Source organism: Celeribacter naphthalenivorans (assembly GCF_020524585.1).
Lineage (GTDB): Bacteria > Pseudomonadota > Alphaproteobacteria > Rhodobacterales > Rhodobacteraceae > Celeribacter > Celeribacter naphthalenivorans.
Map to the genome: position 1 here is coordinate 491,155 of NZ_JAIVLK010000001.1, position 13,864 is coordinate 505,018.

11 protein-coding genes are annotated in these 13,864 nt (G+C 60.6%); 10 read left to right on the forward strand and 1 reads right to left on the reverse strand.

The window, feature by feature from the left end; genetic code table 11:
• Window positions 1-248: 248 nt before the first annotated feature.
• Window positions 249-464, reverse strand: a complete 216-nt coding sequence (locus LC094_RS02450) for a DUF1127 domain-containing protein (protein ID WP_226549954.1) — start codon at window positions 462-464, stop codon at window positions 249-251.
• A gap of 375 nt (window positions 465-839) precedes the next feature.
• Between LC094_RS02450 and LC094_RS02455 the strand changes: the two genes are divergently transcribed.
• From LC094_RS02455 to LC094_RS02500, 10 genes are all read left to right on the forward strand, one after another.
• Entirely contained in the window at window positions 840-1,943 is a 1,104-nt protein-coding gene (locus LC094_RS02455) for an Mrp/NBP35 family ATP-binding protein (RefSeq protein WP_226549957.1), read from the forward strand.
• 246 nt (window positions 1,944-2,189) lie between these two features.
• Complete coding sequence (locus tag LC094_RS02460; protein ID WP_226549960.1) at window positions 2,190-2,606, forward strand: universal stress protein; 417 nt, start codon at window positions 2,190-2,192, stop codon at window positions 2,604-2,606.
• An 86-nt stretch (window positions 2,607-2,692) separates the two neighbouring features.
• A complete protein-coding gene (locus LC094_RS02465; protein ID WP_226549963.1) occupies window positions 2,693-4,306 on the forward strand; it encodes a BCCT family transporter in 1,614 nt (537 codons plus the stop codon).
• A gap of 268 nt (window positions 4,307-4,574) precedes the next feature.
• Window positions 4,575-6,521 (forward strand): TonB-dependent receptor plug domain-containing protein, encoded by a 1,947-nt coding sequence (locus tag LC094_RS02470; RefSeq protein WP_226549965.1) that lies wholly within the window; start codon window positions 4,575-4,577, stop codon window positions 6,519-6,521.
• A gap of 716 nt (window positions 6,522-7,237) precedes the next feature.
• The gene (mraZ, locus tag LC094_RS02475) at window positions 7,238-7,729 is read left to right on the forward strand and encodes a division/cell wall cluster transcriptional repressor MraZ (RefSeq protein ID WP_226550349.1); all 492 of its coding nucleotides are present in this window, start codon (window positions 7,238-7,240) and stop codon (window positions 7,727-7,729) included.
• Between the two features lies 1 nt (window position 7,730).
• Entirely contained in the window at window positions 7,731-8,720 is a 990-nt protein-coding gene (gene rsmH, locus LC094_RS02480; protein ID WP_226549967.1) for a 16S rRNA (cytosine(1402)-N(4))-methyltransferase RsmH, read from the forward strand.
• Window positions 8,721-8,722: 2 nt separating this feature from the next.
• On the forward strand, window positions 8,723-9,094 hold the full coding sequence (gene ftsL / locus LC094_RS02485) for a cell division protein FtsL (RefSeq protein ID WP_226549969.1): 372 nt from the start codon (window positions 8,723-8,725) through the stop codon (window positions 9,092-9,094).
• On the forward strand, window positions 9,091-10,893 hold the full coding sequence (locus LC094_RS02490) for a peptidoglycan D,D-transpeptidase FtsI family protein (RefSeq protein WP_226549971.1): 1,803 nt from the start codon (window positions 9,091-9,093) through the stop codon (window positions 10,891-10,893). Before ftsL ends, LC094_RS02490 begins: the two co-directional genes overlap by 4 nt.
• Before the next feature lie 20 nt (window positions 10,894-10,913).
• Window positions 10,914-12,386 carry a UDP-N-acetylmuramoyl-L-alanyl-D-glutamate--2,6-diaminopimelate ligase gene (locus tag LC094_RS02495; RefSeq protein ID WP_226549974.1) on the forward strand — a complete coding sequence of 491 codons (1,473 nt, stop codon included), beginning with the start codon at window positions 10,914-10,916 and terminating at the stop codon, window positions 12,384-12,386.
• Window positions 12,386-13,795, forward strand: coding sequence for a UDP-N-acetylmuramoyl-tripeptide--D-alanyl-D-alanine ligase (locus LC094_RS02500; protein WP_226549977.1), 1,410 nt, complete (start codon window positions 12,386-12,388; stop codon window positions 13,793-13,795). The genes LC094_RS02495 and LC094_RS02500 overlap by 1 nt, the downstream gene beginning before the upstream one ends.
• The last annotated feature ends 69 nt before the right edge of the window (window positions 13,796-13,864 follow it).

The following is a 13,864-nucleotide window of genomic DNA, read 5'->3' on the forward strand; positions in this document are numbered from 1 at the left end:
GACACCGCCGCCTTCAGTCACGATCCCTCAGGGAGGAGGAAGAGAGATCGCATCTCTGGGGCGAGGCCCCGTATTGGTGCGACGATGCAAGGGAGGAGGAAGCATCGTCGCTCTGGTCTTCAAGGCCCCAGGGAGGAGGAGAGGGACCCCGAATTCCGGTATCTGGTGCGGCAGCGCCAGGGAGGAGGAGAGGCGCCGCCGCAGGTATCAGGGCCTCAGGGAGGAGGAGGAGGCCGTGATGAGAATTCTTATTTGCCGTATGCGGCCTCGTGGGCCACAGCGTTGATGGACGCGCGGGACATGCCCAGATCGCGCAGGTCGCGGTCGCTCAGGCTGGAAAGCTCCAGCATCGTTTCACGGTAAACGCGGTAACGGGCGAAGCGTTCCCCGAGTGCTTTGAACAGACCGCCAAAAGATGCGGAGGAGGCCGTTGCGGCACTGTTGATGTCGTTTACGTAAGCCATGTGACTTTCACCTTAGATATGCGTTCGGACCGATGTCCGCAGGATGCGCCGCCGCTTACTCCCTTCGGGCTTCTGCCGGTCTTCGAGTGAACCATCTGGTTTTTCGAAGCGAACCGCTTTGCTGCGGTCGAAGGTGCATGCCTTGGCTGCTGTTGAACCTAATATTGTGGAATTGCTGCGATTGCACAATCCGTCCTCTTGGCATTGCCGCTATGCAGAATATGCATGAGTCGTACTGACCTATTTTGCATAGCTCCCCGATTTCGCCCAAAGGGGCAGGGCGCGCGCCGGATTGAGCGCTGGAAATAGGTCAGTAAACCCCCTATTTCATGGGGAAAGGCGACAAAGCCGCCGAAAACTGAAAGAGGGGACCCAATGTCCGTCACGCAAGATCAAATCATGGCTGAACTGCGCAAAGTGGCGCTGCCCGGGGGCTCGAACTTGGTGGAATCCGACCTTGTGCGGGCTTTGACCCTACGTCAGGGAACGGTCAGTTTCGTGATCGAGGCGCCGGATGCGGCCACGGCTCAGGCTTGGGGGCAGGTCGAATCGCAGGCAAAAGCCGTGCTTGAGGCCTTGGATGGCGTGGAAAAGGTCTCCATCGTCATGACGGCACATGGTCCGTCATCGGGGTCGTCCGCGCCGAAACCGGCGCCAGCCGCCGGAGGCGAGCCGCCGAGCCTCAAGATCGGCCGCCATCCGACCCCGCAACAGGGCAAGCAAGGCGTGCCGGGCGTCAAGCACATCATCGCCATCGCGTCGGGCAAGGGCGGCGTGGGCAAATCCACCGTCTCCGCCAATCTCGCCGTGGCGCTGGCGCGTCAGGGGCGCAAGGTCGGCCTCTTGGATGCCGACATCTACGGCCCGTCGCAGCCGCGCATGATGGGGATCAACAAACGCCCCGCCTCGCCAGATGGTCAGACCATCGAGCCGTTGCACGCCCATGGCGTCACGCTCATGTCCATCGGCTTTATGATCCCCGATGGCGAAGCGGTCGTTTGGCGCGGGCCGATGTTGATGGGCGCGATGCAACAGATGCTGGGGCAGGTGGCCTGGGGCGAGCTGGATGTGCTTTTGATCGATATGCCGCCGGGCACGGGGGATGTGCAACTCACGCTGGGGCAAAAGACCGAACTCACCGGCGCGCTGGTGGTCTCGACGCCGCAGGACGTGGCGCTGATTGACGCGCGGCGCGGCATTTCGATGTTCGAAAAGCTGAAAGTGCCGGTGCTGGGCCTCATTGAGAACATGTCCACCTATGTCTGTCCGAACTGTGGTCACGAAGATCACATCTTTGGCCATGGCGGCGTGGCGCAGGAGGCGGATAAGCTCGGCGTGCCGCTTTTGGCCGAACTGCCGCTGGCGATCGAGGCGCGGCTTGCGGGCGACAATGGCACGCCCGTGGCGGTCGGCGACGGACCGCTGGCGGCGCCTTATATGGCACTCGCTGAGCGTCTGGTGAAAGACGGCGTGGCCTGAGTGACGCCTCTGGCACTCTCCTAAATCCTAGGTTTTACACGAGATTTAGCGCCCCCTTTTTCGGGGGCGCTTTGCATTTCAAGTGGCGTAAATTTGCCAATTGGGCGCTTTGGGTCTATAGTTGACGGGCTGAAAAGCATCTTGCCACGATGTGGAACACTGCTGCGCATCGCTCACCTGCGATGCGTCTTGCCGAAAGGATATCGACGGGCCGGCAAGCCCGCTAAAACTCTCCGGAAGGACAACATGTTTACCAAAATTATGGTCCCTGTGGACCTCGCACATGTGGATAAGCTGACCCGCGCTCTGGATGCGGCCGCTGATCTCGCATTGCATTATGGTGCCTCCGTCACCTATGTCGGTGTCACAGCGGAAACCCCCGGCTCCTTGGGGCACAACCCGCATGAATATGCAGAACGTCTCGCGCAATTCGCGCAAGATCAGGGCAAACGACACGGTTTTGCGGCCGAAACCCGCGCTGTGGTCAGTCACGATCCCGCCGTCGATCTCGAAAAATCTTTGGCCAAGGCGGTCAAGGAAGCGGGCGCCGATCTGGTCGTCATGGCCACCCATGTCCCGAATGTCGCAGATCACTTCTGGCCGTCGCATGGCGGCAAGCTGGCAACGCACACCGACGCCTCTGTCTTTCTTGTGCGCGGCTGATCCGACCTGACGCCGGTTTTGCCCCTCTGGACGCGCTGGTTCGGAGGGCAGGGCGTATCTTATTTAAATCTCCAAGGAGTATTCCCATGAGCGATGACGGCATTCCCGCCCCAGAGGGCGAGGCCGCTTTGATCGAGACCGATTACGAAATCGGTCAGGACAATATCACCACAAGTGTCGGGCCAGTCGGCCTTGATATTCACAACCCGGTTTTCCTGATTTCCGGGCTCTCCATCCTGATTTTCGTCCTCGTGACGCTGGCCTTTCAAGAAGAGGCCGGGACGATTTTCACCCATCTGCGCGATTGGCTGACCTCGACTTTCGATTGGTTCTTCCTGTTGGCGGGCAATATTTTCGTGCTGTTCTGCTTTTTCCTGATCCTGTCGCCTTACGGCAAGGTGCGGATCGGCGGCATGGAGGCCACGCCCGACTATTCGTATAGCGGCTGGTTCGCGATGCTCTTTGCGGCGGGCATGGGCATCGGTTTGATGTTCTATGGCGTCTCCGAGCCGATCTCGCATTTCTCCTCGTCTTTCGCCGACACCGCAGGCACGCCCGATAGCTGGGCGCCTTTGGCAGGCGCGCCGGGCGATGCCGAGGCTGCACGTCGTCTGGGCATGGCGGCGACGATTTTCCATTGGGCGCTTCACCCTTGGGCGATTTACGCGGTTGTGGCGCTCTCTCTGGCGTTGTTCTCCTTTAACAAGGGGCTGCCCCTGACAGTGCGCTCGGTGTTCTATCCGATTTTTGGTGAACGCATCTGGGGCTGGCCGGGTCATATCATCGACATTCTTGCGGTCTTCGCGACGCTTTTCGGGCTGGCGACTTCGCTGGGCTTTGGGGCGGAACAGGCCAATGCGGGGCTCAACCACCTCTTCGGCATTCCAGTCAACGATGTCTCGAAAGTCATCCTGATCGCCATCATCACCGGCTTTGCGCTTTTGTCCGTGGTGGCGGGGCTCGATGCGGGGGTCAAACGCCTCTCCGAGATCAACATGGGGCTTGCGGCGCTGTTGTTGTTGTTCGTGATCATTGTTGGGCCGACGGTGGCGATCCTGACCGGGTTTTTCGCCAATCTGAAAGCCTATGTTATTGATCTTCCCGCGCTTTCCAATCCGTTCGGGCGCACGGACGACAATTTCCGCCAAGGCTGGACCGCCTTCTACTGGGCGTGGTGGATTTCCTGGTCCCCGTTTGTGGGCATGTTCATCGCCCGCGTGTCGCGGGGCCGGACCGTGCGCGAATTCCTGGTCGCTGTGCTGATCGTGCCGATGCTGGTCTCTGTCCTCTGGATGACGGCCTTTGGTGGCACTGCGATCAGCCAGATCGTCAATGACGGCTACACGGCGGTGACCGATGCGGCGCTTGAGTTGAAACTCTTCGCCATGCTGGAGGCTCTGCCGCTCAAAGGCATCACCTCCTTCATCGCGATCATTCTGGTCATCGTGTTCTTTGTCACCTCGTCGGACTCCGGCTCGCTGGTGATCGACACGATCACGGCGGGCGGCAAGGTCGATGCGCCGGTGCCGCAGCGTGTGTTCTGGGCGGGCTTCGAAGGCCTCGTCGCGATTGCGCTTTTGCTGGGCGGTGGCCTCGGTGCGCTTCAGGCGATGGCCGTCTCGACCGGTTTCCCGTTCACCATCGTGCTGTTGCTGGCCTGCTACGCCACATGGCGGGGCCTGCACGCAGAGCCGCGATAAGCGCAAAACGGGCGCCGCTTGTGAGACAGGCGGCGCATGCAAAAAACAACCCCGCCGGCGTGGTTCGGCGGGGTTTCTTATACCTTACTGTTTTTATTTGTTAATTTGGATTTTCTGAAGGTGGTGAAGGCATTTCCTTTCTGATGATTGGAAAATTCATTTTATTACAATGATATAAATTCCTGACAAAAATACTTGTGATTCTTCCCTTGGTCGCGTAGCTGCGCAGAAAATACACAGCAAAGTGTAGTGAGAGAGGGGATAATTTATGAAGATGTCGCGTGTTGTGGCGTTGTGTGGCGTGTCTCACGTTGCCTTCGCGTCTGCGGGTGTTGCTCAGGAAATCCATGTCCTCGACACGATTGTCGTGTCGCTGGTCGAGGAGGGGCAGGAGAACATCGAGGCCACCGGCGGTGCCGTGATTTCCGAAGAGGACATTCAGGCGCTCAGCCCGAAAAACGTCAGCGAATTGTTCGCGCGTGAATCTGCGGTCACGGTCGCGGGCGGGGCAGGTCCGGCCCGCCGTATTCACGTCTTTGGCATGGAGCAATCCAACCTCGCCGTCACCATCGACGGCACGCCTCAGGCGGCCACAAGTTGGCACCACACCGGTTCGTCCGTCTTCGATCCGGCCTTTCTGAAATCCGTCGAGGTCGAAGCAGGTGCGGCCGCCGCCGACAGTGGGTTCGCCGCCGCCGCCGGTGCGGTGCGCTATGAGACTGTGTCGGCCTACGATCTTTTGGAGCCGGGCGACGCAATCGGCGGGCGCGCAAGTTTGAGCTACGGCGACAATGGTCAGGGCCTATCTGGCAGCCTCGCGGGCTTTGGCGCCTACAACGGCTTCGATTGGCTTTTGATGGTCAGCAAACAGGACGGCGACGATTACGAGACCGGCGATGGCGAAGAGGTTCTTGGCTCTGCGCCGGGCGCGGGCGGCGTTCTCGCAAAGCTCGGGTATGAATTCGCGGAACATCGCATTGAGTTGAACTACGCTCATGACGAAGACAAAGAGGACCGCACCGTCAAGATGAACCTCTATCAGAGCACCGATGCGCTCTACCCGATGGAGGTGACCCGCGACACGATTTCTGTGAAATACACCACGACCGCGCCGACGGATCAGTGGGACCCCGAAGTGTCCCTCTATTTCTCTGAAAACGATTACTGGCGTCCGAACTATGACCATGACGGTCGCTTGACCAATGGCGATATGGCGCTCGAAGAGGATCAATTCGGCGGCAAGGTCCAGAACGTCTTCACTTTGGACAGCGGCACGGTCACGGCGGGTCTCGATTTCAATCAGCACGATTTCTCCGTCGATGCTTATGGCGACAACGGGGCCGGGCTGCGCAATTTCTCAACCACGCAGATCGGGCTTTTCACACAGGCGCGGCTTGAGTTCGGCCGGTTCGATCTCTCGACCGGCGCGCGCTATGATTTCCATCGTTTCGACGACTGGAATGGCGAGCGTTTCTCCGACAGCGGCGCAAGCGCCAATGCCACTCTGTCCTATGAGGTGGTCGATGGCGTCGAGATCTTTGCTGGCGCGTCCGAAACCTGGCTTGGCTATGTGATCGGCGATTACGCCTATCTGCATGCCCGTGCCGAGCCCTATATCACCGATCCCGATTTCGCAGCGGGCAAGTCGCAAAACGTCAAAGTCGGTTTCAACGCCAACTTCGGGGCGTTTCAGGGTGGTTTGACCTATTTTAAGACCACGGTTGAGGGGCGTCCGAACTATGGCGCCAGCGCTTTGACCAATGACGCCGATTACGAGAGCGAAGGGTATACGGTCAATGCGGCCTATAGCTGGGGCACGGGGCGCGTGGGCGTGAATTACACCGATGTCGATACCTCTTATGATGGCGAGGACATTGAGCCCAATGGCAGCACCTTCATGCCGGTGGGCGATACGGCGGCGCTCTATGTCGATCAAGAGTTTGCGGAGTATAACCTGAAGGTTGGTGGCACTGTCGAATGGGCCGGGTCCATCGATTATGCCGGAGACTACCAATCGCAAAGCGACTATACCCTTGTGAACGCCTATGCCGAATGGCAACCGCAAGCCCTTCAGGGCACGACCCTGCGTCTCGGTGTCGATAACCTCTTTGATGAAACTTACTACGAACGCTCCAGTTTCGGCAACGGCACGCGCGCCACGGCGATCTATGCGCCGGGCCGCACGGTCAGCCTGACGGCGACGCTCGACTTCTGAACCAAGTTCCAACTCGTGGACGAAAAGGGGCCTTCGGGCCCCTTTTTGCGTCTTTGGTGAACGGGATGTCACGCCTCTGGGATTTCATGGGACGCGATGAACTTTGGCCCACGGGACTTCATGGGAATTCTGGGAATTCATGGTTTCTCAGTGGTCTCTGACTCTGTGGGCGAATCACTTTTGCGCACAAGCCTGTGGATAACTCCGTGGATTTCTGTGTGTTTGAGGCTGTATATAAATTTTTTCTGGGAATGTGCCTTTGCGGAGGGAGGGGGGGTTGATCACTAAATGTGGTTAAGTTTTCTCCATATTTATCTATATATGCTCTCGCTTTTGTGAGTTCGCAGCACAAGACCTTGAGTTGGATACCTCTGTGGAGCAATATGTTGAGCCTGTGGAGAATAAATCCATTGATTACCATGAATTCCCGTAGCATAGTTGGTTCATCCGGTGAGTAGGAAATGAGCGGCGCATTCAAGACCGCGAAAAAAAGACCCATAAGTCAGGTTCATACAGGCTCCAACCTCACCAGAATAAAGAGATCCGGCGCGCGAGCGAGCAGACATCCCCCCAGGTGGCGCGCGCAGTCCGGACAACCCGTAAATCGGGACGAGGGCGGCGGATTGAGCAGTGGCAGCAGCTCATTCCGCCGTTTCGCTTAAAAGCCCCCGGAGTTTCGGGGTAGGGACAGGATAAGGAGCGCCCCGGTGGTCGGGATGTTTATCGGCGAACACACCTTTAAGGTGGACGGAAAGGGACGCGTGTCGATCCCCGCCGATTTTCGTCGTGAACTCGAACTGGGTGATCCTCTGGCCGCCGAGACCGGCCGTCCCCGCATGGTCATCGTTTATGGTCATGACAAACAGAAACAACTCATCGTTCATACCTATGAAGGCTACCGCGCCTTGGCCGCCGACATCGCGCGCCTGCCGCGTGGCTCGGAAAAGCGCAAGATCATGGAGCGCATGATCCTCAACCGCGCGCGCCCGACCGAGGTGGACAACGATGGCCGTCTGGTCCTGCCGCAGCCTTTGCGCGACAAGATCGACCTCGATGGCGTGGCCTATTTCGCTGGCATGGGCGAGACTTTCGAGATTTGGAAGCCGGAGACGCATGAGGCCGTGGATGCTGCGATTTCCGACAAATGGCTGGAAGAGCAGGGCGATGATTTCGATCCGCTGAGCCTCTTGGACGATCTGGAGGTCTGAGATGGCCTCGGATGACACCAAACCCCACATTCCTGTCCTGCTGAACCCGCTTTTGCGGGAATGCGCGCCCATCACAGGCCGCTGGCTCGATGGCACCTTTGGCGCTGGCGGCTATACCAAAGGTCTGATCGCGGAAGGCGCGGATCACGTCACCGGTGTGGATCGCGACCCGCTGGCGCATGAGATGGCCGCCGCTTGGATCAATGAGCCGCCCTACAAGGGCAAGATCGAGCTGGTGCTCGGCACCTTCGGCGAGATGGACCACTATGCCTCCGGCCTCGACGGCGTGGTGCTCGACCTTGGCGTCTCCTCGATGCAGCTCGATCAGGCTGAGCGTGGCTTTTCCTTTATGAAAGACGGCCCGCTCGACATGCGCATGTCGCAGGACGGGCTGTCGGCGGCGGATTTCGTCAACACGGCGGATGAGGCGGAGATCGCCGAGGTGCTGTTTCACTACGGCGAGGAAAAGCAGTCGCGCAAAATTGCGCGTGCCATCGTGAAGGATCGCGTCGAAAAAGCGCCTTTCACCACGACCTTGCAACTCGCCAATCTGATCGAGCGCCTGCTGCCGCGTAAAAAGCCGGGGCAAAGCCACCCGGCGACCCGCACCTTTCAAGCGATCCGCATCGCGGTGAATGACGAATTCGGGCAGCTCATTGAGGGGCTCGAAGCCGCCGAACGCGCGCTCAAACCGGGCGGTCAACTGGCGGTCGTGAGCTTTCATTCGCTCGAAGATCGCGTTGTGAAACGTTTTTTCCAAGCTAGGGCCTCGACGGGGGGTGGCGGGTCGCGCTATGCTCCTGAACAAGAGGTGAAAACACCCGGTTTCGAGCAGCTCTCCAAAGCCATCGGTCCCGATGCGGACGAGCTAGACGTAAATCCGCGTGCGCGGTCTGCGCGTTTGCGGGTCGGTCGTCGGACCGCTGCCCCATTTGAGGCGGTGGACCGAGCAGCGATGGGGTTGCCGAAACCAGTCCTGAGGCGAGATTAACGATGCGTGGGTTCTATATTATTGTTGCAAGTCTGGTGGTTATGGGGTTGGGCTTTTGGGCCTACCAAGAAAACTACGCCACCCAGCGCGTGCTGAGACAGGTCAGTCAGTTGCAGCGCGAGATCGGGCATCAGCGCGAAGAATTGGCCGTGTTGAAGGCCGAGTGGGCCTATCTCAACCGCCCCGAGCGGCTGCGCGATCTGGCGGCGATCAACTTTGACCGTCTGGGTCTCTTGCCGTTTCAACCCGAACAATTCGGCCGTGTCGATCAGGTGGCCTTCCCGCAGGAAGAAGACCTGATCTTGGAGCTGACCGAGACCTACGATGTGGTGGGCTCGCTGGAGGCGATTGACGCCGGAGAAGGTGAAGAATGACGATCCGCACACCACTCCGCCCGCTCGCCCGCGTGTTGCAAGCCCGGCAAAAGGGCGAAAACCCGGACGCCATCGAGCGCGAAAACCTGCGCCTGCGTCACGAGGAAATGCGCGACCGCTCCCGCCTTCGGGCCGAGGGGCGGCTTTTGGTCTTGGGCCTGTGTTTCGTTTCGGCCTTCGTCGTCGTCGGTGCTCGCATGGGGCAGGTGTCGGCCACCGTGCCCGAAGAGCCGCGCGCCGAGGCCTCCGGCACGCCCATTCTGGCGCAGCGCGCCGACATCGTGGACCGCAACGGGCGCATTCTGGCGACCAACCGCGTGACCAATTCGCTCTACGCCCAGCCGCAGGAAATGATCGACCCGATCCACGCCGCCGAAGAACTGGTGCGGATTTTCCCCGATCTCGACCGCGAGCGTCTGATCCGCGACTTCACCGGCACGCGCAAGTTCTTGTGGATCAAGAAAAAGATCGCGCCGGAGCAACAGCAGGCCGTGCATGACATCGGCGAGCCGGGTCTGTTGTTTGGCCCGCGCGAAGAGCGTTTGTACCCGAATGGCATGTTGGCCGCTCATGTTTTGGGCGGGACCAAGTTCGGTCGCGAAGGTGTGATGAGCGCCGAAATCGTCGGTCAGTCCGGCATCGAAAAACAGATGGACGCCTATCTGCGCGACCCGGCCAATGGCGACAAGCCGCTGCAACTCTCGATCGATATGACGGTGCAGACCACCATTCGCGAGGTGCTGTATGGCGGCATGCGGATGCTGAACGCCAAGGGCGCCGCCGCCGTCATGATGGATGCCAACACCGGCGAGATCATCTCTCTCGTGTCGCTGCCGGATTTCGATCCGAACTCGCGCCCCGAGTTTTTCGAGGGCAAAGACCCGAGCAACAACCCACGGTTCAACCGCGCGGTGCAGGGCGTCTATGAGCTGGGTTCGACCTTCAAGATTTTCGCCGCAGCGCAGGCGATGGAGCTGGGTCTGGCTGGTCCCGACACGCTGATCCCCGCCACGCCGCCGTTTCGTTGGGGCAAGTTTTCCATCGGCGAATTCGAAGGTCACAACTACGGTCCGAACCTCAGCCTGACGGGCATGATTGTCAAATCCTCGAACGTCGCCACCGCCCATATCGCGCAACAGATTGGCGTGGAGCGCCAGCAGGCCTTTTTGAAATCCTTGGGCTTTTTCGAACCTGTGCCGGTGGAACTCTCCGAGGCGCCCTCTGGCAAACCGCTGTTGCCGCCGCATTGGTCGGAGCTTTCGACCCTGACCATCGGCTATGGTCACGGTCTGTCGGCCTCGCCGCTGCATCTGGCGACCGCTTACGCCTCTCTCCTGAATGGCGGCACGCAGGTGACGCCGACGCTGATCAAACGCGAGGGCTTCGTGCCCAAAGGTCCGCGTGTCGTGCGCGAAGAGGTGTCCCGCGCCGCCCGCACGATGCTGCGCGAAGTGGTGGCGAGCCCGGAAGGCACCGCCTCCTTCGCCGAAGTGCCGGGCTACCACGTTGGCGGCAAAACCGGCACGGCGGATAAACCGCGCCCACAAGGCGGTTATTACCCGGACAAGACCATCAACACCTTTGCCTCGGTCTTTCCGGCGGAAAATCCGAAATATATTCTGATCCTGACCATGGATGAGGCGGTCGAAACCTCCGGCCCGAAACCGCGCCGCACCGCCGGATGGACCGCGGTTCCGGTGGCGGGCGAGGTGATCCGCCGCACGGCGCCGCTTCTGGGATTGCGTCCCGAGATTGAATCCCCCTCCCAAGCTGCGGTAACACTGACCTCGACACAGTGAGCGAACAGAGAGGCGCGGTCATGATGAAATCTCTATCGGAGCTGGGATTGACCGCGCAAAGCGGCGGCGAGGCCCAAATCACCGGGCTTTCCGTAGACAGCCGTCGGGTCGAGCCCGGCCATTTGTTTGCAGCACTCCCCGGCGCGCATGCCCATGGCGCCTCCTTTGTGCCGATGGCGCTCACGATGGGGGCCAAAGCCATCCTGACCGACCCTGAAGGCGCGCGCCTTGCCGCCGAGGCAATTGCCGAACACCGCCCGTCCGTTGTGGTGGTCGAAGACCCGCGTCAGGCTTTGGCCTATGCCGCGGCGTTGTTTTACGGCGCGCAGCCCGACGTCATGGTCGCCGTCACCGGCACCAATGGCAAGACCTCGGTCGCGACATTTACCCGTCAGATTTGGCAGCTCTTGGGCGTGCCCGCGATCAATATCGGCACCACCGGCGTCGAAGGCGATTGGCAGGCACCAAGCCCGCACACCACGCCGGAACCGATCACGCTGCATGGCATGCTCTCAGAAGCCGCCCGCGCGGGCGTGTCGCATGGCGCGATGGAAGCCAGTTCTCACGGTCTGGCGCAACGGCGTCTCGACGGTGTCGAACTGACCGCCGCCGCATTCACCAATTTCACCCAAGATCACCTGGATTATCACGCCACCTTCGAGGCCTATTTCGCCGCCAAGGCCGGTCTCTTCACCCGCGTGTTGCCCGAGGATGGCGTGGCGGTGATCAACATTGACGACGTCAAGGGCATGGAACTCGAAGGCCTCTGTGCCGAGCGTGGCATCGATGTGATGCGGGTGGGGCGCTCGGATGCGTCTGACTTGCGCATTGTCGGCCAGCGGTTCGATGCGACCGGCCAAGACCTGCGCATTGATTTCGTGGGCAATATCTACCAAATCCGCCTCGATCTGATCGGCGGGTTTCAGGCCGAAAACGTCATGGCGGCCGCGGGTCTCGTGATGGCCTCAGGCGCCGATCCCGAAGAGGTGTTTTCCTGCCTGCCGGAACTGACCGGTGTGCGCGGGCGGATGCAACATGCCGCAACGCGCGACAATGGCGCGGCGGTGTTCGTCGACTATGCCCACACCCCCGATGCCGTCGCGACCGCGATCAAGGCGCTGCGCCCGCATGTCATGGGCCGCATCATCGCCATCGTCGGTGCGGGCGGGGATCGGGACAAGACGAAACGCCCACTGATGGGCAAGGCTGCGGCGGAAAACGCCGATCTGGTGATCGTGACCGACGACAACCCGCGCTCTGAAGATCCGGCGTCGATCCGGGCTGAGGTTCTCGCAGGCGCATCCGAGGCGATTGAGGTCGGCGACCGCGCCGAGGCGATCCTCAGAGGCGTCGATGCGCTGCAACCGGGCGATGCTTTGCTGATCTGCGGCAAGGGGCATGAGAGCGGGCAGGTGATCGGCGACGATGTGTTCCCGTTCGACGATGTGGAACAGGCCTCGATGGCGGTCTCTGCGCTGGATGGGGCGCTGTGATGGGGGCTGTGAGGCTTTGGACCTCGGAAGAGGCGGCACAGGCGACGGGCGGTCGGACGACGACATCTTTCGAGATCACCGGCATTTCCATCGACACCCGCACGATCCAGCCGGGTGATTTGTTCGTTGCGTTGAAAGACATCCGTGACGGTCACGACTTCGTCGCGCAGGCCTTGGAAAAAGGCGCCGCCGCCGCTTTGGTGTCGCGCATTCCCGAGGGCGTGGCAGAGGATGCGCCGCTGTTGATCGTGGACGATGTGTTGCCCGCTTTGGAGCGCCTTGGGGCCGCTGCCCGCGCCCGCGTTGAGGGCAAGGTCATCGGCGTCACCGGCTCGGTGGGCAAAACCTCGACCAAGGAAATGCTGCGCGCGATCCTCTCTGAGCAGGGCAAAACCCATGCCGCAGAGGCCAGCTACAACAACCATTGGGGCGTGCCTTTGACGCTCGCGCGCATGCCGAAAGACACGGAATTTGCCGTCATCGAGATTGGCATGAACCACCCCGGCGAGATTGCGCCTTTGGCCGAACTCGCGCGCCCGGATGTGGCGATGATCACCACGGTCGCCCCCGCCCATATGGCGGCTTTTGAGAGCTTAGAGGGGATCGCCCGCGAAAAAGCCGATATTTTCAAAGGGCTTGTGCCGGGAGGCGTGGCCGTGTTCAACGGCGATCTCGATGTGAATGACATTCTGGCGAGCGCCTGGGACGGGGACAGCATTCGCTTTGGCGAGGACGAAACCTGTGCCGCGCGGCTTATGTCGGTCGAGCTGGACGACGGCTTCACACGCGGCGTGGCGGTGATCGACACGGATCATGTCGATTTCACGCTTTCGACCGCCGGGCGGCATTTCGCGGCCAATGCGGTGGGCTGCCTCGCCGTCGCCTATGCCTTGGGCGCGGATGTCGAAAAGGCCGCCCACGATCTCACGCTTTGGGCACCGCCCGAGGGGCGTGGCGCACGCGAAGCGATCTCTCTGCCCGTCGGTGCGCCGGTCGAGTTGATCGACGATGCCTTCAACGCCAACCCGACCTCCATGGCCGCTGCCCTTGAGGTGCTGGCCAAGGCCCAGCCGCATGACACCGGGCGCCGGATCGCCATTCTGGGCGATATGTTGGAGCTGGGCGAAAAGGAAAATGCGATCCACGAAGGGATTGCGGCGCTGCCGTGGTTTGCCACCGTCGATGCTGTCCATTGTGTCGGGCCTTTGATGCGCGCGCTCTACGATGTGCTGCCCGAAGGGCGGCGCGGCGAATGGTTCGAGACCGCGAAAGAGGCGGTTCCGGCGCTGACGGCGCTGATCGGGCCGGGCGATGTGGTGCTTGTGAAAGGCTCCAAAGGATCGAAAGTCAGCCTTCTGGTTGACGCGCTGCGGGAATTGGGACAAGTGCCACAGCACTCTGACAAATAAGTGCCGCAGCACAGGAAAGAATGCGTGCCATCGCACAGGATGAAGCACGGTGATGAAAGGTAAGTTGAG